Raw genomic sequence first — 24,168 nt, forward strand, 5'->3', positions numbered from 1 at the left:
TTCAATATAAAAGAAACTCTGTGTCTCCGTGGTTTAAACTTAAACACGGCGGCACGGTTTTTTTTCTTTACTCTTGTAAAAACACGGAAAACACGGATTTCTTCTTAACAATTAATAAAAACTCCGTGTCTCTGTGTTTGCTGAAGATTCAATCAACTAAACGCTGTGTCTCCGTGGTTTAAATTAAACACGGCGGCACGGATTTCTTAACAATTTAAAAACTGTGTGGTTCTGCGGTTTAAAAATTGCCTTCTCGGAGATTGCCTTTCGGAAACTCCAATACGACACCATTACAAATGCATTACAAGTGCAATATGCTATTGCTCTAGTATTGCACCTGTATTGGACTTGCTGGGCATAAAACTAATTATTTATCCATTATCCCCTATCTTTGCCCGATGAGATTGCGGCGGAGGTTTACGAAGGAATATCTGGAGGCAGGCTGTGATGAGGTGGGCAGAGGCTGCCTTTGCGGGCCGGTGGTTGCCGCAAGCGTGATTCTCAGCCCGAAGTTCCAGGCGGGCTACATCACGGATTCCAAAATGCTCAGCGCGAAAAAGCGGCTGGAAGTCGACCAATATATCAGGGAGCATTGCCTTGCATTTGCCATTGCGGAAGTTGGCGTGGAAACCATCGACCGCCACAACATCCTGAACGCCAGCATCCACGCTATGCACCTGGCCTTGGAGAACCTGCACACCCAGCCGGAATTTATCCTGGTGGACGGCAACCGCTTCCACCCGTACAATTTCATCCCGCACCAATGCATCGTGAAGGGCGACAGCAAATTCCTGAGCATAGCCTGCGCCTCCATATTGGCGAAGAATTATCGCGACAGCCTGATGATGCGGCTTCACGAGGAATTCCCTGAATACGGCTGGGACCGCAATATGGGCTACTGCACGAAGGAGCACCGCGAAGCACTGATGAAATTCGGGCCTACGGTGCATCATCGGAAATCTTTTCGGCTGGATTATTTTCCTACGGAAGAAGTACTTGCTAATTCGTGAAAAATTTCTATATTTGCACCACCAAAAATTGGCGAGGTAGCTCAGATGGTTAGAGCGCAGGATTCATAACCCTGAGGTCACGGGTTCAATTCCCGTCTTCGCTACAAACCGCCCGATGAACAGGGCGGTTTTTTATTTTTATCCCCATTTTTATCCCCATTTTTCCTATATTTGCATACCACACGACAACTATATGCTCAATATCATTGCCGCAGGAAATTTAACGAAGGATGCGAACGCAAGGGAGGTAATCAGCGATAAGGGAAATTCATTCGCCGTTCAATTCACTATCGCTATCAATGAAAAGTACGGCGACAAGGAAAACGCTACCTTCCTACCCTGCACCTATTGGACTAAATCGGATAAGATTGTACAGTATTTAACGAAAGGAAAGGCTGTCATTCTCCATATAGACTGGTATTCAAACACCGAGAAGGATGGAAGATATTGGCAGGACTTCCGAGTGAGAAAATTGGAGTTTCAGAAAGGTAGCACTCCTTCAGAATCAGCAACAGTTAAAAATTCAGCGCAGGATTTATTAGATGATGAAGATGATGACTTACCATTCTAAGAGATATGAGAGCCCTCAAGAAATTAAGTCAAATCGCAGAGGCTATACAGCAGGAAACAGGGATTTCAGCAGAGCAGATGAGAAAGAACATCCGAAGGCAGGAAGTGGTAAACGCACGGATTCTTCTCTCCTATATCGCCGTGGTGGAGTATATGCTATCACAAACCGAAACAGCGAGGTTTCTTAATGTTAAGCAACCAGCCGTAGCGCATTATCTGAGAACGATGAGAAACGAACTTACATATGATAAAAATTTAAAAAAAAGGCTTGAAGATTGCAAAAAAAAATTAAAATAATCTATATCCATTAGTTATATTTTTTATATGAGTAGAAAAATTAAAATCAGCGACTTGCATCAGGATGACAAGAACTTCAACAAGCACACTGAAAGAGGTATGGCGCTGCTTGAGAAATCCATTGAAAAGGTAGGAGTAATAGAATCCATCACGGTTTCGTCGGACGATAAAATCATTAGTGGCAATGCACGCCACGAGGTGATGGGGAGGAAGTTTGATGGTGTTGAGCCTATAGTTATTGAAACTGATGGGACAAGACCCGTAATTTTCAAAAGAACAGACATTCAGTCCGATACAAAGCAGTTTCACGAAGCCGCACTACTTGCTAACACAGTGGCGAAAAAGAATATTGATTTGGACTTATCGCTGATAGAAGAAGTGGCGGTTGAAGAATATGGAATTGAGATTGAGGAACTGGGAGTTGAACAGACTGTGTGGGACACTGACTTTAACCTTGATGACTATTTTGACAACAAAGGTGGTAACGAGAAACCGATTGATGGAGAAATTAGAGAGATTGTACTCCAGTATGATAAAGAAACGTTTGAATCAGTATCCAATGTGCTCGCAGAAATCAGTAAGAGGTTTTCGTTAGAAAATAATAAATCAGCATCTGTTTTAAAACTCATTGAGATATACAATGATAGTAGAAGGTCAGGAGAATCTTAAAGTCTTTTTTGCAGGAGCAGAAAATAAGGGACATTTTGAAGTGTATAAAAATTGTGGAGTAAAATATTCACTATACTCTGCCTACGGTTTCATCAAGACAGGATTCAAGAAAAGTGACATCCCAGATTATATTATTAGAAATCAAAGAAGAGTCATACAAGATAGTGGTCTATTTACGCTGATGTATGGCAGCCATAAAATCGTAAGTCCTAAGAGAGAGATTGAGGAATGGTATGCTAAGCTGGTTGATTTTACCAACTCACTTGAAAAAAAGCCAATCGTTGTAGAGGTTGACTGTCAAAAGATAACGGGGGTAGAACACGCTTGGGATTTAAGGGAAAGGATGAAGAAAGACTTACCAGGAGTTAGGCAGATAAATGTTCTCCATGTAGATGATGGTCAAAAAGGGATGGATAGAATGATTGAATTCAGCGACTATATAGCGTTAGCCCTGCCAATTAGTAGATGTAATAGGATGAAAGAATACTTCGTTAAAGCAAGTAACTATATTAAGAGTAAGAAGCCTGAAATAGACATACATTTGCTCGGGATGACTGACTTAGATGTGTTGAGTCGGTTAAAATTTTGTACATCCGCCGACAGCACATCTCATCTTTCTTTCGTCAGGTATGGATATATCGGTGGTAAAAGTATTAAAAACATAGACATTGATAGACTCAACGATAAATTCTTGTCTAAGAATAAGACTAGCCTATGTGCAAGTTTGGGAGTGTATCACAGGTTGAATGATTATAGGAAGAGAGTAGGAAATCAAAATTAAATATGAAAGCAGTTGTATTACTAAGTGGTGGTCAGGATAGTACCACTTGCCTTTACTGGGCAAAGGAAAGGTTTGAAGATGTCCACGCAGTAAGTTTTGACTATGGTCAAACTAATATTGAAGAGGTTGAGAGGGCGAGAAAAATAGCGAAGGAGGCAAAATCTCAACATAGGGTCTTTGATATCTCAGGTATTTTAAGGACTGGTTCCTTGGTCACAGGAGAAAATCATAACAGTAAGAGTTCTATAAATAGCGATCTACCAGCATCATTTGTAGGGGGAAGAAACTTATTATTTCTAACGATAACAGCATCTTACTGTGCTGAATTTGGGATAAACGATATTGTAATTGGTGCCTGTCAGTCAGATTTCAATGGCTACCCTGACTGCAGAAGAAATACTATAACGGCAATGGAACTTTCTCTATCTCTCGGTATGGGAATGGGTGATATTCGGATTCATTCACCGTTGATGTACTTGAGCAAAGCGGAGATTTGGAAGCTATCAAAAGAACTGGGTTGCATTGATGTTATAGTTAATGATACGCTGACTGACTATAACGGAAATACTTCTAAGATGAATGAATGGGGTGTTGGAGATGAAGATAATAACGGAAGTAAACTAAGAGCAGAAGGTTATAGGGAGGCGAAAATGAAAGGATGGATATGAGTAAAGGATTGATAACAGCGGAACGCTATCACGATATTTCTTGCGGTCATCGCGTTGTTGGACACGAGAGTAAATGCCGTTTCCTTCACGGACATAATTACCGATTTCATTTTAAAATCGCAAGTGAAAATGGACTTGATAATTTAGGGAGAGTAATTGACTTCAGCGTTATTAAGACCCATCTGTGCCAGTGGCTGGAGGATTATTATGACCACAAAACACTGATATGGAAGAACGACCCCCATCTACCCGATTTGTTAAGTGTTTTCAGAGAGAGTATTGTGGTTACAGAGTTTAATCCTACCGCTGAAAATATAGCAGAGGATTTTTGTGTGAATAAAGCACCTGAGCTGCTTAAAGGGACAAAGTGTAAATTAATAGAAATCAAAATAGAGGAAACAAGAAAATGTTCAGCGACTTACCAAATCAGAAACTAAGTATTTCCGAAGTATTTTATTCCTTACAAGGAGAAGGAGCAAGAGCGGGAACTCCAACAATATTTGTGAGGCTACAAGGATGCAAAGCAAAACACGCTTGTGCATCAATGGGGGTAAAATGTGATACCGAGTTTGAAAGTGGTTCTCAATGGAGTGTAAAGACACTGCTCGAGAAAATTCATACCATCGCCCCAAATTGTAAAGAGATAACCTGGACGGGAGGAGAGCCGACTGATCAACTCGACGAGGAAATTATTTACTATTTCAAAGAGCAGGGTTTTTTTCAGGCAATCGAGACGAGCGGTTTAAATCCAGTTCCGAAAGGAATTGATTTCATTTGTGTATCGCCTAAAGTAGCTGAGCATATTGTCAAAAAGAATTTCCCGAATGGAGTTGATGAGTTAAGATATGTTCGTCATTCAGGGCAAGAGATACCACAACCGAGCATCGAGGCGAAAAATTACTGGATTTCTCCTCATTCAGACGGGTTCGAGATTAACTCCGAAAATCTGAAACATTGTATCAGTTTATCCCTGAAGAATCCAAAATGGAAACTATCGATTCAGCAACATAAAATATGGAATATACTATGAAGTACTCAAAGGATGCAGCACTTGGAAACGCTATTAAGGAATACCTTGTTGAAAAAGGAGTGGAAACGCCAGTACTTATGACTGATAAGTCAAATACAACTAAAATAAGGATCATTGAAAAGAACTTTACAAACATCATGAAGACCCTCGGTCTTGATTTATCGGATGATTCACTGAAAGACAGTCCACACCGTGTGGCTAAAATGTTCGTAAATGAGATATTCTATGGATTGGACTATGGTAACTTTCCCAAAGCAACAGCGGTTGAAAATAAAATGAAGTACAATGAGGTGGTACTCGTGAAAAACATTTCAATCACATCAACCTGCGAACATCATTTCGTAACAATTGATGGCAAATGTCACATCGCTTACATTCCAAAGGAAAAAGTTATTGGATTGTCAAAAATCAATCGAATTGCAAAGTTTTTCGCCAAAAGACCACAGATTCAAGAAAGGCTATCGGAGCAAATCTACTACGCATTATCCTTTATTCTTGAAACAGAAGATATAGCAGTAATTATTGATGCAGAACACTACTGCGTAAAGTCCCGAGGAATAGAAGATATAAGTTCAAGCACAACGACGTCAAAAATCGGAGGAGTTTTTCTCGATGATTCGGCAAGAGCGGAATTGATTGGGCTAATAAAATGAAGACACAGATTTCGGACGAGAAGTTTAAGGAGGAGTTGATTGACTCTCTAAATTCAGGAGATGCACGCGCGTTGACCAAAACGAACTTCTACGAACTTTTGCGAACTAAATACAAGATTGAAAAACAGCGTTCACTTGACTTGTATGATCGTTTCTACTTTGAGATTCAGACTGAAAGGAATGAAGAGAAGATAAAATCAGGGATCAAGGAAGAAAGAAAGAAAATTGAAGGGCATATTCTCAATAAGAAGGAGAGAATGGTCATAGCAAGTAATATTGCCAGAGGAATTGTATGGAAAGCGGGAAATGACTTAATTGCGCCATCAGCAAGTGAGAGAGTAAAGGCAATGGAGTACTTATCAAAGATTGAAGGAGATTTTGAAACAGTTCAAGCGGATATTACCGTGAATCTTAAGAAGATTGATGAGGTTCTTGAAACATTCACAGATGAAAAATTGAACAGTCTTTTAGAAAAACTTACATAGTGAGTGAAAAGGAGTTATTGATAGAACGAATAAATGCGCTTAGACTAAAGCGTTCGCTGCTTGAATTTCTCAGAACCTTCTGGGGTGTGATAGTCAATGAACCATTAGTCGTTAATTGGCATATTAGCATTCTATGTAGGGAGCTTGAAGAGGTTGCCGAGCGAGTGATTCAAACCAAAGACAAGCCAAGACAGCCGAAACTTCACGACTTGCTCATCAACATTCCGCCTGGGACAACAAAGTCAACAATCGCAACGATTATGTTCCCTGCGTGGCTTTGGACTAAAGACCCTACCCTGCGCATAATCTCTAACTCATACGCCAGCGATATCGCTATGGAACACGCTGTTAAGAGCCGTGATATTATACTTTCCGAACATTACCAGCGGTTGTTTCCCGAAGTGCGAATCCGAAAGGATAAATCGGGCAAGTCCGCTTATGACAACACTGCGAACGGAGCAAGATATACCACATCAACAGGAGGTGCGATTACAGGTAAACACGCCCACATCATCATCAACGACGATCCGCAGAATCCGAAACAGGCGGAATCCGAAGCTCATAGAAAACAAGCCGTTGAACACACTAAGACACTGGCTTCAAGGAAGGTTGATAAAGCGGTAACGGTTACCGTTACGGTAATGCAAAGACTGCATACAAAGGATGTATCGGGCTATCTACTGGACAAGAAAGGAGAACACCTAAAACACATAAAACTACCAGCCGAGATAACCGAGCACACTAAGCCTATTCCAGCGCATTTAGAAAAGAACTATCAAAACGGATTGCTTGACCCTATAAGACTTAACACCAGCGCAATTGAGGAAGCGAAAATTGACTTGGGAACTCGTGCTTACAACGGTCAATTCCTGCAAAATCCAACGGCAGAGGAAGGCGATATTGTCAAACGACAATGGTTTAACATCATCACGAAGCAATCTTTTGAAACGCTGAAAGCCACAAAGAGAACACCGATACATTTCTTCATTGACACGGCATACACCGATGACAGCGAGAACGACCCAACAGGCATCATCGCGGCTTGTGAGATCAACAAAAACCTTTACATAATTGACCGCAGGAAGTTATACAAGGAGTTTCCAGAACTGCTGAAATTCATTCCTGAATATGTTTCCTCTCAGGGATATGACAACCTTTCAACCATCCGCATTGAGCCTAAGGCATCGGGTAAATCAGTGGTGCAGGTAATGCGCAGGGAGACAAGACTTAATGTAACGGAAACACCAACACCGAAAGATAGTAAGAAAACACGGCTTTACTCAATATCCCCGATGGTTGAGAGCGGAAGGGTGTGGCTCGTGGAAGGATTATGGAACGAGGAATTCTTGGATGAAGTTTCAGGATTTCCGAATGCTCCACACGATGAGGATGTGGACTTGCTGTGCTATGCTGCTGACTACCTACTTAAAACTAACGCCATCGGAAAGGATGGTTATCAAAACATACTTTGGTAATGAAAATATCAGAACTAACACAAACAGAAGTCATTGATGAGCAGGTTAATTTTCTGTTAAAAGGAACGGAAAAGCCCGATTTGGAGAGGTTGAAAAACCAATGGGATGTTTCCAAGCACCGAGTGATGCAGGACAGCGAATACCTTAAGGATAAGGAAATTAAGGATGCTGATGGCAACTTAGTGGGAATGAAGAAGGTAAATCGTATCGCTGCGCCTTTCCAGAAAATGATTGTAAACACTTCCGTGGCTTTCGCTTTCGCTAACGAGGTGGAGATTGCAGATAATGCCGATGGAGATAGCGGCAGGGAAGCGGTTTTAACCGCTATTTATCGCATCCTTTACGATAATAAGGATTCTTCCTTCAACAGAAAGATGGCGAGGGAACTATACCGCTCTACCGAGGTCGCAGAGTATTGGTACTATGAAAAAACAGAGCCGCACGATGACTATGGCTTTACTTGCTCATTCAGAATCAAGGTAAAACTAATCACGCCGTGGAACGGCGACAAACTTTTGCCACATTTTGACTCCTATGACAATATGAAGGCATTCGCACGGAATTACTCCGTTACCGATTCTGAAGGCAATAAGATTGAATACTTGGATGTCTTTACTTCCGATGAGATAAGGCGGCTCAAGAAATCTGATAACGCTTGGACAGAGGATTATTACACCGATTCCAATGGCAATGTCGTATCTGTATCGCAGGGTAATATCTTAGGAAAGATTCCCATCGTTTACGGCAGTCAGGACACGGCAGAATGGCAGGATGTGCAGACCGATATAGACCGCTTGGAATTACTGTTCAGCAGACACGCAGAAATCAACGACTATCACGCTGCGCCTAAGACATTCGTCGAAGGCGAACTAATATCGGCACCGCAGGCAGGAGAAGCCAACAGCATCCTCGTGGGAACGCAGGGAAGCAAGGCTTCCATCCTCTCGTGGAATGATTCACCCGAAAGCATACGATTAGAGATTGAAACGAGGCTGGAAAATATCTATAAATTTACCAGAACGCCCGATGTTTCTTTTAAGTCGGTAAAGGCGATTAATCAGATTAGTGGAGTGATGCTAAAGATGCTGTTTATGGATGCCCACCTGAAAGTAATGGAGAAGGAAGAAATTTGGGATGAATACTTTACCCGAAGGTTCAACATACTTAAAGCCTATGTCGGCAAATTGCTCAATCCTTCACTTGCCCAGGCTGCAAGCCAATTGGAATTAACGCCAAGTTTCAAGCCGTATATGATTGACGACACGAAGGAATGGATTAACACACTGCTTTCAGCGAATGGGAACAAGCCATTGATTTCACAGCAGAAGGCGGCGGAATTGGCAGGTTTGACCGCTAATCCTGATTCCGACTGGCTGCTGATAAAGAGCGAAGAGAGTGAGCAGAACTATTCCGAAGTGTTCCAACCTACAAACTTGTGATTTTCGCACTTATTTCCCTGATGCTATTCCTATTATCGCTCAAGATGAGTAGGCACGGAAAACACATTTAAAATGCTTAATTCATACGATAAGGAACATATCCAAAGGATAGAGAAGAACGCAAAGAAGATTGAAGAACTCTATCAGTCCCTAATCAACAAGATTACGGGGCTTTCTTCATTGGTAGATATAGATGCGGACAACTTCAATATCAGTGATTATCCAGCCTTAAAGAAGGAATTTGACAAGATGTTCGAGGTTCTCGCAAAGGACACCATCAACCACATTCAATCAGGCGTAAGGCAGTCGTGGTTTTTGGCGGAGGCGAAGAATGACGCACTGGTAGATTTAATAGCAAATCGTTCAAAATTCAGCCGAGAGCAGATTGAGAAATACAAACAACACAACAGGGTTGCGATGAATGGCTTCCTTAATAGGAAGGAAGAAGGAATGGAACTCTCCGACCGTGTTTGGAAATACACCGAGCATTTCAAGAATGAAATAGAAATGGGCTTGTCGGTAGGCATCGCAGAAGGTAAATCGGCAGCGGAACTGGCGAGGGAACTAAGAGCAAACCTGAAAGAGCCAAACAGATTGTTCAGAAAAGTAAGGGACAACGAGGGTAAGTTAAAACTTTCCCAACCTGCAGAAACCTACAATCCAGGCAGAGGCGTTTACCGTTCAAGCGTGAAGAATGCTCAAAGATTAGCAAGAACCGAGATAAATATCGCCTATCACGAGGCAAACTATGAGAAGTATCAGCAGTTTGACTTCGTAATAGGTCAAGAGATTAAAGTAAGTAACAATCTATCAAAGCATTGTCCATTCTGTGTGGCGATGCAAGGCAAATATCCCAAGGACTTCAAGTTTAAAGGATGGCATCCGCAGTGTATGTGCAGCAGCCAACCGATATTGAAATCTTCGGATGAGATTGATGAGGATACTAAGGCAATCAGGGAGGGAAGAGAAATCCCGACTTCCAAGAACGAGATTACCGATGTTCCCCAGCAGATGAAGGATTGGATTGCGGCGAATGAGGATAAGATTGATGCAGCGAGGGTAAAGCCGTATTTTGTTGGTGAAAATGCCAGACACTTGGGAATAACAATAAGGATTGATGATAAGATGCTTTCTCAACTGAAAGAGAGAGGATACAGAAAACTACCACCTTCTGATTCAAATTTTAACAATCTTAACCTACTGAAGATAGATGATGCAATTCAAACACTCGCCAACGGCGTTGGTGCAAAAATAGATATTAAAGAAATTACCTATAATACAAACTATATTACAGTATCGGCAAAGTCCCGAGATGAAAGTTTTTATGTCATCAGAAACTTTATAAACAATAGCGGCATTAAGACCGTATCCCATCAAAAATTAAAAATACCTGAAAATGCGCAGAAAAGCGGATATGGAAAACGATTTTTTAGAAGTATGTTCAGGGAATATCAAGCCTTTGGGGTGGAGAAAATAACATTAGTGGCAAGTGACAAAGTTGGCGGATATGCTTGGGCGAGGTACGGATTTAAAGCAGATGATGGAAATACTATTCTTGGTATTGCTGATAAGGCAAAAGGCTTAAGCAAATCAGAAAAGAAAAAGTTTGATGCTTGGTTCAATAGAAGCATCAAAGAGAATGATTTTGATATGCGTAAACTTTCAGACTTGTCTTTTGGAAAAAAACTACTACTCGGAAGTGATTGGAGAGGTTATTTAGACTTCAATAATAAAAAACAAATGAGGGTGTTTTTGGATTACTTATATCACTAAGTATTCCTATATCTTTCATATTGTTCTCTCGTAAGCCTGAATTCCGTCAATAGTTCTTCGAGTGTGAATTCTCCGATTTCCAAAAACCAAATCAAAGACCAAACACGGTGTTTCACATCAACTTCATCGGGAACTGTAAATTCCTCGTGCATTGCCTCGGTAAATTCATCCTCCACAGGATAATAAGTTCTAATATCTTCGTCTTTCATAATAAGGTGGTACTTCTTGAAAACAGCGAAAGGAGCATCCGCTCCTGCTGTTCTGATTTCCGTTCCAAATTTAAGGATTTATTTCAAAGTTATTATTCGCTTACTCTTGTAAGGAGTGGCACGGCATCAGGAGGAAGTGATTTAACCGAGTAAACACCGAAGGGCGCAGAGATGCGCCTTTTTTTAATGCCAAAAACCGAATTATTTATAATCTAACTATATCCAGCAGATATACACTTACCTTTGATGCAGTTTAATTTTAAAACCTAATGACAAAAGAGGAGTTTCTACAAATCGTCAAGAAGCATTTCCTGAAATTCGGCTTCTCCGAAAAGGTGCTTTCCGAAATTGCGGCATTGGTAAAATCTTCATTCAATGAAGATGACGAACTCACAAATGAAGCAGTGGCGGAAAAACTAAAAGCCTACGAGCCAATCGCTAAATCCTTCCAATCGGAAATTGACCAGCGAGTATCCAAGGCTAAAGAGAAAACGATGTCGGAAGATGCGGCAGACGAAGAGGAAGAAGAACAGCCAAAACATTCGGCTTCCGAGAAGAGATTAACGCAGCGAGAACTCATTGAGAAACTCTTTGAGAAAATTGAAACGCTTGAGAAGGGACAGTCCGTTAAGACTAACAATGAAAAAGCGGTGCAAAGGCTCAAGGAATTGAAAATGAGCGATAGGGAAATTGAAGCGGCAATGTTTGGGCGCAACTTTGAAACGGAAAAGTCTATGACAGAATTCGTGGAAAAACAGGAAGAACTTTACAAGGAGATACTGAAAGATAGGGCGCAAGAACAGGCTGGAAATGGTTTCCTTCCGCAGTCATCAAATGGAAGTGTTTCCAAGGAGTCAATTCAGAACGCAATTGACCATTTTAACAAAAACTTTTAAAAACAAATGGCTAAATATCTTGAACCACAGAAAGCCGAAGGCGTATCAGTTATTCCAATATTTCAAAAGGTATTGGAAACCGATAGGGGCGGCTATTCGCTGAGCAAAACGGGGCTAACGGAAGGAGAAATCCTTCCAGCAGGAACAGCGATGACTTTTGATGAGAAAACCCGAGTTGCCAAGAAGGCAAAGGCGGATGGAAGCGATGTTAAGGGACTGCTGTATGACAGCGTAAAAATTGTTGAAAACGCTCCCGTAGCAATCGTAGTGAGAGGAACAGTATATAAGAACAGAATTCCTGAGGCAAGTCGTGCGGAAGCCATCATCAAGGCTCTGCCACTAATTCGTTTCTCTGAATCATTCTAAAACAAAAGACAATGGCAGAACTATCAGTATTTGGAAATTTAGCGAGTGGTCAGTCAATGAAGTATCTGATTGATTCTCGCAGCGAGAAATTCAACCAACCGTGGTATATTAACTACTTTGACTGGGATATTCCGCAGATTAACTTAGACTTTACTACCGTGCTTGGAGAGAGTGTTATTAGCGTCGCTGCCTCTATCGTGGCTCGTGATGCTGAGACGCCACTGAGAAGCCGCGCGGCGTTGGCAAAACTAACAGGTGAAATTCCTGCTATTAAGCAAATGCTTACGCTTAACGAAAACCAGTATCGTAACTATCGTGCTTTGCAGTCTATGCAGGGCGTTAGCGATACCCAGCGCAGAGACCAGGCTCTGAAGCTGGTTTGGGATGATGTTAAGAAGTCCGTGGACAGCATCCACAACAGATTGGATTTGCTTTGCCTGCAGGCGGTTTCAACAGGTATGATTGATATTAACATTGATAATAATCCTGATGGAATCGTAGTACCGAAGATTAATCTTCTGATGCCTGACGCCAACAAGCAGGATGCGAAGAAGGCTTGGACAGCAGCAGATGCAGACCCAATAGCTGATATTCAGTCGTTGGTAAACGCAGCAGGGGACAACGGATATACCTTTGGAAAAATCCTTATGGATGCTTCAAAATTCGCTTCATTCGTAACCAATGGGAATGTGTTGAAAACACTAAACGCGTTCAGTGGTTACGACAGAACTAACGGCGCTAATGTTCCAGCGACATTAAACAGGGTAAACCAATTCTTCACGGAAAACCAAATGCCTACAATTGAAATCATTCAAAGAAGGGTGGCAATTGAGAAGGATGGAATCCCTACGGCGGTCAATCCATTTGAAGCGAAGAACATAGTATTTATTCCTGATGGCAAGCTGGGAACGATTAAGAATGCTTTGGCGGTGGAAGAGATGAATCCAGTGAAGAACATCGAATACGCAACACAAGGTCGTATATTGGTGTCCAAATGGTCGCAGAACGAGCCTTGGCGCGAGTATACTAAGGCAGAATGTAACGCGTTTCCATCGCTAGATGCAATTAATAACATTTTCATCCTGAAAACAGAAGCGTAAAAGATTTGTAGATGCGGACGACGGTTAAGGATTATTTCATCAGTAAACTTTCATTCCTCGGAATAGAGATGTCGGAAAGTGATTTGTCAATGAGGTTACTCCCGTGGGAAATCAACGAAGATGAAGCTATAAACGCTGAAACTGCTAAGGAAGCCGACAAGAAGTTTTTGGAAATAATCCTTACACTGCTCGTTCGACCTGACATATCTGAAGATGACTACTCAGTAAAATACGACCGTGACGCTATTGTGAGGTGGTATAATGCGGAGTGTATCAGGCTGGGTGTCAAAAATCCATTAATGCAGGGCGCATTACAGGTTAAAGATATGAGTTTCCTTGCGTGATCGTCCAATATCCATATAACCTTTATGTTTTCAACGCTCAACCAAGAGGATTTGATGATGATGGCTTTGCGCTGCCTTCAAATCCTAACGAGTGGGCATATCACAGCAAGTGCAGGGATATTCCAGCAAGTGGCGGAAGTAGGGGGCAAACGGAAAGCGGAGATGTGATAAACTACTCTTACACCATAGTGATGCCTTTGGGAACTGCGGAGATTGAGGCAGGAACGAAGATAAAGGTAACGGATGGGAAAGGAACAAGGTTATCAGGCGAAGTGATAAGGTTCACACGAAAGCAACTTCATTGCAGATTATGGGTATAGAAGCGAAATTTGACCAATCGGCAATTGAAAGAAGGCTTCAGGAAGCGAGAGACATACTCGAATTTGAGACCGAGCAGTTTCTTAACCTTGCAGGTATGGAAATCGTGAACTATGCTAAAGACAATAGAGAGTACAAAGACCAAACTAAAAACCTCTTCAACTCCACAGGATATATCGTTGTCAGGAACGGAAGAGTGATAAAGGAAGGATTTGAGGGCGGTCAGGAGGGCGAAGCAACTGGGAGGGGGTATGCCCATCGGCTTGCAACGCAGTTTGCGGATAGTGATTGGGCTTTGATAATAGTTGCTGGGATGGAGTATGCGAGCTATGTGGAGGATGTTCACCATCGTGATGTCTTACAGCACTCAAAGAACTTCGCACCCGAGGTACTAGAGCAGATGAAGCAGGCATTAAAAAACCGTGTAGAAGCAAGACTAAGCAGATTATGATAACAACCATTGAGCTTGCGAGTATCGTCTATAAAATCGTTAAAAACAGCGGAATTACTGCAGTCACTGGCGGTGGCGTTTATCTGAGGAACAGACCGTTAAACGCTGATAAAGATGATATCGTCATTGGCAATCTTTCGGTAGCAAATGTAGAACTACAAAAATCAACTGCCTTGGTCAACATCTACGCAAGGGATGTTTTCGATGGGAAAAACCATATACCTAACCTAAAGAAGCTGAAGGATGCGACAAGGTTTCTAATGCCTTTGTTCAAGGACAGGTGGCTTGAGGAACACAAGACCTGGATTGACATCGAATACCAAACAGATTACGAGGTGCAGGGCGTTCACGAGTGGGTGTCCGTAATCAGATTAAAGACAAGAACAATTAACGAATAATCTTAAAAAAACTTAACATTATGGCATTTACATTCGGTATTGCAAAAATTCTATCAGGCGACAAAGCCGCCGATGGTGGACTTGGAACAGCGTTAACAGAACACGATGAAACGCTGAAAGGAACGGCTCAACTCACGAGAAGCGATGAGGATATCAACTGGATTGAAACAGAGGAAAGAGGTAAAAGGCTTGCAATATCTCAAAGCAACGCAGAAACCATTCTGGAATTTGAGGTTGCTAACCCTTCTCTTGAAACACAAGCATATTATTGCGGCGGAGCGGTAAAAACGGCTAACGGGAAGAAATCCTACTCGCCACCGACCAATTCTCAGAGCATTGAAAAATCGTTCAAAATTGAAACTAAGAGCGGATATGACATCGTCATTCCGAACGGAAAGGTTACGGCTACGCCACTGAGCGGAACAATCGGAACGGAAAATGTGATGACGATGAAAGTCAGGGTAGCCGTTCAGCAGCCTGATAAAGCAGGCGTGGATGCTCTGACTTATCAGGAAAAATAACCAACTAAATCTCAAAGCCGCTTCCTGATTTACGGAGGCGGTTTTTCTTTCTATGAACGAGAAACAGATACGGCAGGAAAAATCAGAAGCGGAACTGCTCACTGAAAACGGATTCAAGTTTAAGGCGGGGAAAAGGGAATTCACGATAAAGCCACTAACATTGGGAACGATACTCCACTGCAACAAGTATGCGGTGCAGATGAAGTTTAATCTGATGACTGATAAAGGCGATTCACTCTACGAGGAGCTAAACAATAATATTCAGCCGATTTTAGCCTTTATTTCGTGCGCAATATTGGGTAGTAATATAAAAATAAGGCTTTTCAGGAAAATGCTTGAAAATCACCTTAAAAAACACCTAAAACCGAAGGATATATTAGCTATCGCTGTAGCAATCCTGCAGATGTATGACTTAACAAATTTTATAACCTCTATCAGATTGCTCACGGCGGAAACGATAACGGCACCGAGGACGAGCAAGGAGCCGCTGATAGATGGGTAACCGAAGGGCTCCGAAGCATATATGGCACGATTGGAATGCTGATGAAGGAGTTGAATATTTCCTATCGTGAAGCCTTATGGGGTATCCCCTACCCTATCGTGATGAGAATACTAAGTGATTTACCAAGGCAGGTAAAGAAGAATGCAGAGGAGATAGAACTAACGGAGCAGACAGCTGACCAATTTAAGCAATTCGTTGAGCAAACCAACCAACAGTTAAAAAGATGAGTGCCTTAGATTTTGAAGCGTTACTAAAAACGCAAGACTTTGAAGCCGGGATTAAGAGAATTCAGGATGACATCCGCAGATTGACTTCCAACACGGAAAAGGACGCATCTAAGATTGACCAATCCTTCCGAAGCGCAGCAGGCGGCGCAAATGAATTGGATCGTGCTTTGAAGAAGATGCAGGCAGGGTTAGCCGCTTACTTCTCCGTTTCGGCTTTAAAATCGTTTGCAGACCAAGTCATCAACATCCGTGGAGAGTTTCAAAAGACAGAGATAGCATTTGCAACAATGCTCGGCTCAGGGGAAAAGGCTAAGTCACTAATGAACGATATGGTGCAGTTGGCAGCCAAGACGCCATTCAGCTTGCAGGATGTTTCCAACGGGGCTAAGCAGCTTCTTGCATTCCAGGTGCCCGCCGAGGAAGTCGTGGACACTCTCACGAGGATGGGGAACATCGCCGCTGGACTCAGCGTGCCAATTGAGCGCATAAACCTGGTATACGGGCAGGTGAAGGCTAAGGGCAGGCTGATGGGTGATGACTTGAGGCAGTTTACCGAGGCGGGGATTCCCATGGTGGCGGAACTCGCCAAAAAGTTTGACACCACTACGGCGGCAATCAGCAAGATGGTTTCCGAGGGCAAGATTGGCTTCAACGATGTCAAGGATGTGCTTTTCTCGATGACCGACGAGGGGGGGATGTTCTTCAACCTGATGGAGAAGCAGTCGGCGTCATTGAGCGGTCGGATATCCAACCTCGGAGATGCCTGGGATCAGATGCTGAACAAGATTGGAGAAGCAAATGAAGGAATTCTGAATGATGCTATTGAGGAGGTCACATACTTGGTTGAGCATTATGAGGGCGTAATTCAAGTGATTGAGGGGCTTGTGGTTGCGTATGGTGCCTATCGTGCAGCATTGATTGTTACGAGCTTAACAGCGAAAGTGGCTGCTACATCGGAAGCATCACTTACGGCGGTACAGCAACTTAGCACTGGCGCAAAGATAGCAGCAACGGAAGCGCAGAAAGCGTTGAACGCAACAATATTGGCAAATCCTTACGCTCTTGCTATGGCTGCCTTGGCTGGGCTGCTGTATGTTATCTATAACTTCACAACTCAGGCTACACTTGCGGAAGAAGCGCAGGAAAGGATGAATAAAAGGCTTTCAGAAGCCAAACAAACTACGGAGGAACAAAAGGCTAAGATTGAATCCTTAGTAACAGCAATAAAGTCTGAGAACACAACAAACGAAGAAAGGGAAAGGCTTTTAAAACAAATTCATACCATTTCAAATGGAAGACTTAGTCAACTTTCCGTTGAGGCAATCAGAACAGGAAAAGCAACTGCAGCAATCAATGATTATGTAAATGCTCTTGATAGAGAAGCAAGGGCTAAAGCAATGCTTGATATCAAGGCGGATAATTATAAGAAAATCGCTGAACTTGAACTGAAGAAGGAAGAGTATAAGAAAGGTAACTACAAACTTACCGAAGCGGCGGGGTCAATGCTCAATACGAACACCTACAGGGATAAGAATGGCAAAGTTACAGGCGCTTCCATTTGGGCTGGTATCACGGATAAATTCGATGTTCAGTTAAGCCGTATAGCAGATGCTGAAATTGAAACCTATAAAAAGCAGTCCAAAAAAATAGATAAGTGGGTGGATAAGAACGCAAAGGATGTAGCAAACAGCATTTCAAAATCAACAGACACAATAACAAACAGCGTAGAATCATCAGTAGAAAAAAACAAAGAGAAAACCAAGAACGCAGCGAGGACGACGGAGCGGCAGCTCGCAGAGATTTACCCAAAGGGCTCTATCAAGGAATTACAGGAGCGTGCGCAGCTTATTCAGGAGGCTGTGGACTTGGCGGTGGACGACAAGGTAAAACTCCGAGGAAAAGACAAATACGGCGACCACTACCTTACGGGCGAGGTCATATCAATGCAGCGGGCATACGAGAGGATTGCCGAGATAAACGAGCAGATTAGAAGGCTCCAGAGCCAGTCGTTAGAGGAAAGGATAAACGAAGCCAAGCGGCAGATAGAAGTCAGGGACAAGCTCTTGCAGCAGGGATATTCCAAGGAATCCGTGGATGAGATGTTTCCAGAAGTGAAGGATAAAACTTTTGAATCCTACCTGAAGGACTTGCAGAAGAGTTTGGAAAATGTAAGCACGGCGCAGGCGGCGCAGGAACTGGCAAGGCTTCAGGACATTATAGATGAATGGCAGGGAAACAAGACATTCATTGACGGCATCAACGAAGGCATAGAGAAACTGAAGAAGCAATTCGAGGGCGAGGAGCTTATAAGCAGGTTGGAAGAGCTGAAGAAAAGCGCCACATACAACGGGAAGGCACCAACGGAAAGCCAGAGGAACGAGGCTGACAAGATATTCCGCAAGGCTCAGGAGGAGGAGATAAGGCGGCAGCAGGACGCCTATGACCAAATGCTGAAAGACCAACAGACTTTCCTTGAGAAGCAGAAGGCACTGGATGAGAAGTATGCGAGGATGCGCTCAATGGCTAAGACCGACTTGGAAAAAGCGAAGATTGAGGAAGCCTACAAGAAGGAGGCAGGGGCTTTGGCTTCGGAGATGTTGAAGGCTTCAAACGACTGGTCTTTAGCTTTTGGGAATTTAGAAGGGCTCAGCAGGGACGCAATTGAACGGCTTATAAAGCGTTTTGAGGAGTTTAGAAGAGCAAATAAGGAAAACCTAAGCCCATCGGAAATACGGGAGTTAAACGGGGCTATAGAGCGTTTAAAGCGGCAGGCAACAGCGAATCCTTTCAGGAATCTAATAAATAGTATAAGGAACTATGCGAAAGCGAACGAAGAAGCCGCACAAGCTAAGCAGGAGTTGCTGGAAGCTGAGGAAGAATATAACAAAGCCGTAGGAACTTACGGAAACAAAAGCGAGCAGGCGGTTTCAGCGAGCAGGAAGTTGGCTAACGCTCAGGAAAACCTTTCCCAGAAACAGCAGGCACAGGCAGAATCCCTGCAACAGATGGGCTTTGCGTGGCAGAATACTGCTAAGTGGATACAGCGAGCAAGGGAGGCGGTAAATGTGTGGGCGGATGCTTTCGGAGGGCTTTCCGAAGCAGCTCAAAACACTATGGATGACATATTCGGGATTATGGAATCTTTAGACGAAGGATTCCAGTCTTATATGAACGGAGATGTCGTCGGAATGGTGCTTTCTATCGTCAAAAGCATAGGGCTTGTTGTAAAGGCTCTGAACGGCGAGAAGAAGAAGGAGCGGCAGATAAAGCAGATGGCTATCGAAGTGAACAAGCTCAAGACCGAGTATGAGGCACTTGGACACGCTGTAGAGAGGGCTTTAGGCAGTAATGTTTACGCAGCGCAGCAGGAGCAGATAAAGAATCTTCAGAAACAATTGGAGGTCGTCCAGCAGATGCGCAAGAAAGAGGATGAAAAGAAGAAAACGGACAAAAATAAGCTCAATGATTACGACTCCCAGATTCTTTCATTGCAAAAGCAGATCGAGGACATACAGAACAGCATCGTGCGGAACATCTTGCAGACAGACGCGAAGGATGCTGCTTCGAAATTGGGCGATGCGCTTGTTGATGCTTTTTCACGGGGTGAGGATGCGAGTAAAAATATGAGGGATGTGGCTAACAATATGATTAAAGATATTGTTAAAAACGCCCTGAAGATGAGACTGGAAACCGCGATGAAGCCATTGCTGGATAGCCTACTATCCCAAATGGGTTTTGACGAGAAAGGCGTAGGAAGCTTTAAGGGATTATCGCCAGAACAGATAAAGGAATTTCAAAACCAGGTTGTAGCAATCAGTCAACAGCAGCAGGCTTTTCTGGAGGCTTATCAGCAACTTTTCCAGGGGTTGGAGGATGGAAACTTGCAAGGCTTGAAAGGTGCCATCCAAGGCGTAACGGAGAAAACTGCAGGTGGGATTGAGGCGCAAATGAACGCGATGAGGGTGAATCAGGTAAGCGGCCTTGAGGTAATGAGAAGCTCGCTTCTGCAACTCTCGCAGATTGAAGCCAACACACGGAACCTGATAGAAATAAGAAAGGATTTAAAGGAACTAAACCAAAAAACGAAACAAGGACTGGCAGGGATATGAAAATTGGAAAGGAAATAGCGCTGGAAGCCATAAAACACGGCTTGTGCGACAAATGGTATAAAAGGATGCTGAAAATAGGCGATTACAGGGCGCTTTGTGAAATGTTCTTCGAGGGCGACGATTGGGCGATGGAGAATGATTTTCCACGCCTGGAGCTTGCACGGAGGCACAAGGGGGCCATAAAGCCTTACGGGTTACTGGTGGACTACGAGGGCGTAATCGCCAACAGGAGAAACATCGCATTCCTCGGCAACTCGCACGCAGACTTCTACGCCGATGGCTACAATGTAGCGCAGCTGTACGCACGGCACAACTCCATCGTGAGCATCAGGACTAAGGGAAACGCAAAGGTGTTCATAAATGTGCTGGACAGCGCAAAGGTGAACATCATCGCATCGGAGGATTCCTTCGTTTCGGTGTTCAAATATTCCGATTCCTGCGAGATTGAAACGGTCGGAAATGTTTCCGTTACAAAAACAGATTTTAAAGGCTAATTATTTATAAAACAGCGCAGAAGGCGCAGGATATAGGGAAATTTGCAAAAGGATGAGCGAGGTAAGGTACAGTATTCAGGGCAGGAATTTCAAGGACTTCGGGGTTTATGTTTCGGCATCCCGCGGGCTTATTGACGGGCTGAAGCGCAGGCAGCCTAAAACCTACCAGTGGGCGGAATATCACGGTATTTCAGTGGATTTGGACAGACCGAGGTACGAGGCACGGGAAATAGTATTGGACTGCTTCATCGTGGGAAAGGACTGGCGCACCATACAGAGTGGGTTCTCGGAATTCTGGCAGTCGTTCTACACGGCCGATACCCCGAGGGTGGTCGTGGAGCCATTCGGCTACGAGGGACTGGCTTACTGCGTCTACCTGCAGGATGAAGTCAAACTGGAGAAGAGATTCAGGGATGGCGATATGGTCGGCACATTCCAACTGAAGCTCATAGAGCCAAATCCCGTGAAGGTCGTTCTCTTCCACGGGGGCGGAAGGCTGAAGGTGGGCTACACCAGCGAATATGACACGGAAATCTCATTCCCAAACCTTGAATACGAGTACGGCAGCGGGGATGTGAGCCTTGATGTTGCTATGCCCGCGGGATATGTGATTATTATGGGAAACATGGAAGATATAGGACGCTTTGAAACCAACGCCAGCATCGTCTGGGGCGGCAGGTACCTGGGGTACGACTTCAACGGCGAGGACTTCTTCTTCGAGGACTTCTATGTCATGGAGCGGGAAATAACCCAGCTGTACCCCGCACCACAGCCAAACCCACAGCCTGAAGCACCAAAGCCGCTCCCTACCGACCCGGAGCCGAAACCTAACAATCCCGAGCCAGCCATACCGAATCCGCAGGAGGACGAGTACGCCACGATGGCGGAGATACAGCTGGACAACGGAATGACCGTGGTGACCACGGAATCCAGCATCTCCGTATACTGGACGCCGCAAAGCCAGAGCGATTACGACGGCTACACCATAAAGGTAAACGGCTCCGTTTACTCCCGAATCAGCCGCGGAAACACGGGCGGAGCCAGCATTTCCAACCTTGACAGCGACACCGAGTACGAGGTGGAAGTGGAATTCACTTCAGGCGAGAGCGTCCGCTCCATCGGGAAGTTCAGGGCGCGGACACTCAAGCGCAGGAACTTCCTGCCAGCGCCGAAACCAAAGGACATACCAGCGGGGGCTATGCGGAACTACACGCCGATTGGCTGGCGCAGCAGCCGCTACCACGGATTCTCGGGGACTTTTAAAGTAAACCCCGATGGCACGATACCTTTCGGGCAGCAGGAAGGCGGAAATATAGAATTTGAATCGCCACTCTTCGACCAAGAGATCAATCTCCGTGTGGATGGCGAGAACATCCGCGTTACCGTTTTCATCTTCGACAAGGGTGCGGACTATTGGAATCCCGTAATACAGCCAGGCACCACGCCAACGGGGATTGCGCTCGGCAGCGACAATACCTTCCGCATCGGCGCTAAGGATAAGCACCAGATGATACGAGTTAACTGCTTCGGCGAGGAAGGAGGCGGCTACCTGAAGGACATCATAATAACCAAGGAGCCAACGAACGGCAGGGAGGCGGTAAGCTACAACCCCGAGCCAGTGTACGATATTGACAGGGAGAGAAACATCTTCCGAAGATTCACCGACAGCGACTTGTACGAAGCCAGGTACATCGGCGGGGAACTCGCCACCAGAATCACGGGAACCCCGTTCTACAGCATGAAGCTGGAGGCGGGGAAGACATTCTACTACCGAGTGGATGTATTCAGCGAGACTGGGAAGGACTTCGGAGTACAATTCAACGACACCGCCAACGCCTTCTACCCCGTGGTGAAAGACCAGTGGACGCCGATAGTCATCGCCCTGGACGACAAAATGAGCAAACTTACGCTGATTGCCGATGTGGCGGAGGACAGGGACAATCCCTACAGGCTCACCCCTCGCCCGTTCTGGATTAAGAACGAGGCGGTAACGGAGGTACCACCAAGCGAAATAATGAACATCGTTCCCCGACCGAAGAAGGTGTTTACCAGCCTTATGGACGCCATAGAGGCGAGGCAGGAAGGAGAATTCTCCGTGGGAGTGAACAGGTTCCGAAAGATAACTGGCAAGCCTACTGTAAATCCAGGCGACTTCGAGCTGCTGAACGGCACGCTGAACGACAGGAAGCCGAGAGGCTTCAAGCCCGTGTACTTTGATGCGCACGGATGGGCTTTTAAACATATTGACGACAACAAGAACATCTGGCTCACCAACCTGAAGAAAGGCACGGGATACATTCCTTACGCAAAATTCAGGGAGATGATGCAGCGTGCGGTGCAGATGCCGGCAGGCAGCGGGAAGGTAGAGAAGATAAGGAAGCCAGAGATGTGGGCGGAGATACTGGACAGCGACATCACGGTAGTGGATGGGCTGCCATTCGCGGAGGGCATACGGAGCCTTAGCGGCGGGAAGATTATCCTCTTCGTATACGGCAGCGCCTATGTTCTGGAGGCGGACCTAAAAACCATACACCACTATAAGCACCCAGACACCATGGGCGGCACCGTGAACGGCTGGCTGATAGATTCCTACGGGGATATGGCGTTCATCGGGGGCTACTTCGTGGGAAGGAGCGACCTGGATGGCACGAGGGGGCACGGGCGCATCGTCGCCACCTTCGACGCTGGGAAGACTTGGAGCACCGTGTTCGATGTCCGCAGGGATGGAAAGGAGTACGGCGGCTACATACCGCTTGGGAACGCCTTCCACATCCACGGATACGCCTACGATCCCTACTGGGACAGGCTCTGGATGGTGAACGGGGATTCCTCCGAATCCTCCACCCCTGGGAAGATCTACTGGACGGACAACTACAGAGACCCCGTGCCTACCTGGAACATAATGAACTACAACTTCGACAAGGGAAGGATATACCAGAAGGAGCTCAAGCCAGCGGAAGGCTACGAGCAGTGGTGCTCGGTGTTCCCGATAAAGGACGCTGTACTCTTCGGTGCCGATATGAACCCCACGACATTGGCGAGGATGCAGCGCGTGGGTAAGGAAAGCAACAACCCGAGGGAAACGATGGTGTACCACCACGGCTCGCTCACGGTGGTGCCAGTGTTCACCAAGTTTGACGAGCAATCCCCGATTATAGTTTACAATGCGCAGCAGGGCGCATCCCCGTTCCAAGAGCCGAGCATAGACATCAGCTGGAACGGCTACAACTTCCACAGGGTATGGGAGGACGACTTCTTCCCGAACGGCGGGGACTCGCAGACGAAGGCATACGGCTTTGCGGATGGCTTCGTGATAACCAACGCCAACACGCAGCGGTTTGACACGCCGATGATTTTGGCGGGGATGATAGAATTTTAAACAA

26 protein-coding genes and 1 tRNA gene are annotated in these 24,168 nt (G+C 44.8%); 26 read left to right on the forward strand and 1 reads right to left on the reverse strand.

Going from position 1 to position 24,168, the window contains the following annotated elements:
- Positions 1–398: 398 nt before the first annotated feature.
- From BUB43_RS08625 to BUB43_RS08690, 14 genes are all read left to right on the forward strand, one after another.
- On the forward strand, positions 399–1,010 hold the full coding sequence (locus BUB43_RS08625; RefSeq protein ID WP_073180213.1) for a ribonuclease HII: 612 nt from the start codon (positions 399–401) through the stop codon (positions 1,008–1,010).
- A 30-nt stretch (positions 1,011–1,040) separates the two neighbouring features.
- Positions 1,041–1,114 (forward strand) — tRNA-Met (locus BUB43_RS08630).
- 89 nt (positions 1,115–1,203) lie between these two features.
- Complete coding sequence (locus BUB43_RS08635) at positions 1,204–1,581, forward strand: single-stranded DNA-binding protein (protein WP_073180215.1); 378 nt, start codon at positions 1,204–1,206, stop codon at positions 1,579–1,581.
- 5 nt (positions 1,582–1,586) lie between these two features.
- Positions 1,587–1,877, forward strand: coding sequence for a hypothetical protein (locus BUB43_RS08640; RefSeq protein WP_073180217.1), 291 nt, complete (start codon positions 1,587–1,589; stop codon positions 1,875–1,877).
- A 27-nt stretch (positions 1,878–1,904) separates the two neighbouring features.
- Positions 1,905–2,546, forward strand: coding sequence for a ParB N-terminal domain-containing protein (locus BUB43_RS08645; protein ID WP_073180219.1), 642 nt, complete (start codon positions 1,905–1,907; stop codon positions 2,544–2,546).
- Positions 2,518–3,327, forward strand: a complete 810-nt coding sequence (locus tag BUB43_RS08650; RefSeq protein WP_073180221.1) for a hypothetical protein — start codon at positions 2,518–2,520, stop codon at positions 3,325–3,327. The genes BUB43_RS08645 and BUB43_RS08650 overlap by 29 nt, the downstream gene beginning before the upstream one ends.
- A gap of 2 nt (positions 3,328–3,329) precedes the next feature.
- The gene (gene queC / locus BUB43_RS08655; RefSeq protein WP_073180223.1) at positions 3,330–3,995 is read left to right on the forward strand and encodes a 7-cyano-7-deazaguanine synthase QueC; all 666 of its coding nucleotides are present in this window, start codon (positions 3,330–3,332) and stop codon (positions 3,993–3,995) included.
- Positions 3,986–4,432, forward strand: a complete 447-nt coding sequence (locus BUB43_RS08660; protein ID WP_221404003.1) for a 6-pyruvoyl trahydropterin synthase family protein — start codon at positions 3,986–3,988, stop codon at positions 4,430–4,432. Before queC ends, BUB43_RS08660 begins: the two co-directional genes overlap by 10 nt.
- Positions 4,402–5,025 (forward strand): 7-carboxy-7-deazaguanine synthase QueE, encoded by a 624-nt coding sequence (locus tag BUB43_RS08665; protein WP_073180225.1) that lies wholly within the window; start codon positions 4,402–4,404, stop codon positions 5,023–5,025. Before BUB43_RS08660 ends, BUB43_RS08665 begins: the two co-directional genes overlap by 31 nt.
- Positions 5,022–5,678, forward strand: a complete 657-nt coding sequence (gene folE, locus BUB43_RS08670) for a GTP cyclohydrolase I FolE (RefSeq protein ID WP_073180227.1) — start codon at positions 5,022–5,024, stop codon at positions 5,676–5,678. Before BUB43_RS08665 ends, folE begins: the two co-directional genes overlap by 4 nt.
- Positions 5,675–6,163, forward strand: a complete 489-nt coding sequence (locus BUB43_RS08675; RefSeq protein ID WP_073180229.1) for a hypothetical protein — start codon at positions 5,675–5,677, stop codon at positions 6,161–6,163. The genes folE and BUB43_RS08675 overlap by 4 nt, the downstream gene beginning before the upstream one ends.
- On the forward strand, positions 6,163–7,638 hold the full coding sequence (gene terL, locus BUB43_RS08680) for a phage terminase large subunit (RefSeq protein WP_073180231.1): 1,476 nt from the start codon (positions 6,163–6,165) through the stop codon (positions 7,636–7,638). The genes BUB43_RS08675 and terL overlap by 1 nt, the downstream gene beginning before the upstream one ends.
- Positions 7,638–9,077, forward strand: a complete 1,440-nt coding sequence (locus BUB43_RS08685; RefSeq protein WP_073180233.1) for a phage portal protein — start codon at positions 7,638–7,640, stop codon at positions 9,075–9,077. Before terL ends, BUB43_RS08685 begins: the two co-directional genes overlap by 1 nt.
- A 72-nt stretch (positions 9,078–9,149) precedes the next feature.
- On the forward strand, positions 9,150–10,850 hold the full coding sequence (locus BUB43_RS08690) for a hypothetical protein (RefSeq protein WP_073180235.1): 1,701 nt from the start codon (positions 9,150–9,152) through the stop codon (positions 10,848–10,850).
- On the opposite strand, the gene BUB43_RS08695 is transcribed toward BUB43_RS08690, so the two are convergent.
- Positions 10,847–11,059: a hypothetical protein gene (locus tag BUB43_RS08695; RefSeq protein ID WP_073180237.1), complete on the reverse strand. Its 213-nt coding sequence runs from the start codon at positions 11,057–11,059 to the stop codon at positions 10,847–10,849. The two genes, BUB43_RS08690 and BUB43_RS08695, sit on opposite strands and share 4 nt — an antisense overlap.
- Positions 11,060–11,328: 269 nt before the next feature.
- Here BUB43_RS08695 and BUB43_RS08700 point away from each other — a divergent pair, with 269 nt between their 5' ends.
- The 12 genes from BUB43_RS08700 to BUB43_RS08755 all read left to right on the forward strand — a co-directional run bounded on the left by BUB43_RS08700 (position 11,329) and on the right by BUB43_RS08755 (position 24,164).
- Entirely contained in the window at positions 11,329–11,955 is a 627-nt protein-coding gene (locus BUB43_RS08700; protein WP_073180238.1) for a hypothetical protein, read from the forward strand.
- 6 nt (positions 11,956–11,961) lie between these two features.
- Positions 11,962–12,321: a hypothetical protein gene (locus BUB43_RS08705; protein ID WP_073180240.1), complete on the forward strand. Its 360-nt coding sequence runs from the start codon at positions 11,962–11,964 to the stop codon at positions 12,319–12,321.
- Positions 12,322–12,332: 11 nt separating this feature from the next.
- Positions 12,333–13,421 carry a major capsid protein gene (locus tag BUB43_RS08710; RefSeq protein ID WP_083541243.1) on the forward strand — a complete coding sequence of 363 codons (1,089 nt, stop codon included), beginning with the start codon at positions 12,333–12,335 and terminating at the stop codon, positions 13,419–13,421.
- Positions 13,422–13,432: 11 nt separating this feature from the next.
- The gene (locus BUB43_RS08715; RefSeq protein ID WP_073180244.1) at positions 13,433–13,765 is read left to right on the forward strand and encodes a DUF6706 family protein; all 333 of its coding nucleotides are present in this window, start codon (positions 13,433–13,435) and stop codon (positions 13,763–13,765) included.
- Positions 13,762–14,085, forward strand: coding sequence for a hypothetical protein (locus BUB43_RS11115; protein ID WP_143154076.1), 324 nt, complete (start codon positions 13,762–13,764; stop codon positions 14,083–14,085). Before BUB43_RS08715 ends, BUB43_RS11115 begins: the two co-directional genes overlap by 4 nt.
- A complete protein-coding gene (locus BUB43_RS08720) occupies positions 14,076–14,534 on the forward strand; it encodes a hypothetical protein (protein ID WP_073180246.1) in 459 nt (152 codons plus the stop codon). The genes BUB43_RS11115 and BUB43_RS08720 overlap by 10 nt, the downstream gene beginning before the upstream one ends.
- Positions 14,531–14,932 carry a hypothetical protein gene (locus BUB43_RS08725; protein ID WP_073180247.1) on the forward strand — a complete coding sequence of 134 codons (402 nt, stop codon included), beginning with the start codon at positions 14,531–14,533 and terminating at the stop codon, positions 14,930–14,932. Before BUB43_RS08720 ends, BUB43_RS08725 begins: the two co-directional genes overlap by 4 nt.
- Before the next feature lie 20 nt (positions 14,933–14,952).
- The gene (locus BUB43_RS08730) at positions 14,953–15,453 is read left to right on the forward strand and encodes a hypothetical protein (RefSeq protein WP_073180249.1); all 501 of its coding nucleotides are present in this window, start codon (positions 14,953–14,955) and stop codon (positions 15,451–15,453) included.
- A 52-nt stretch (positions 15,454–15,505) separates the two neighbouring features.
- Complete coding sequence (locus BUB43_RS08735; protein ID WP_073180251.1) at positions 15,506–15,955, forward strand: hypothetical protein; 450 nt, start codon at positions 15,506–15,508, stop codon at positions 15,953–15,955.
- Between the two features lie 223 nt (positions 15,956–16,178).
- Positions 16,179–20,291 carry a tape measure protein gene (locus BUB43_RS08745; RefSeq protein WP_073180255.1) on the forward strand — a complete coding sequence of 1,371 codons (4,113 nt, stop codon included), beginning with the start codon at positions 16,179–16,181 and terminating at the stop codon, positions 20,289–20,291.
- Positions 20,288–20,785: a hypothetical protein gene (locus BUB43_RS08750; RefSeq protein WP_073180257.1), complete on the forward strand. Its 498-nt coding sequence runs from the start codon at positions 20,288–20,290 to the stop codon at positions 20,783–20,785. Before BUB43_RS08745 ends, BUB43_RS08750 begins: the two co-directional genes overlap by 4 nt.
- A gap of 52 nt (positions 20,786–20,837) precedes the next feature.
- Positions 20,838–24,164 carry a fibronectin type III domain-containing protein gene (locus BUB43_RS08755; RefSeq protein ID WP_073180259.1) on the forward strand — a complete coding sequence of 1,109 codons (3,327 nt, stop codon included), beginning with the start codon at positions 20,838–20,840 and terminating at the stop codon, positions 24,162–24,164.
- Positions 24,165–24,168: the final 4 nt, after the last annotated feature.

Origin of the sequence: Cruoricaptor ignavus (genome assembly GCF_900141665.1) — a bacterium.
Lineage (GTDB): Bacteria > Bacteroidota > Bacteroidia > Flavobacteriales > Weeksellaceae > Cruoricaptor > Cruoricaptor ignavus.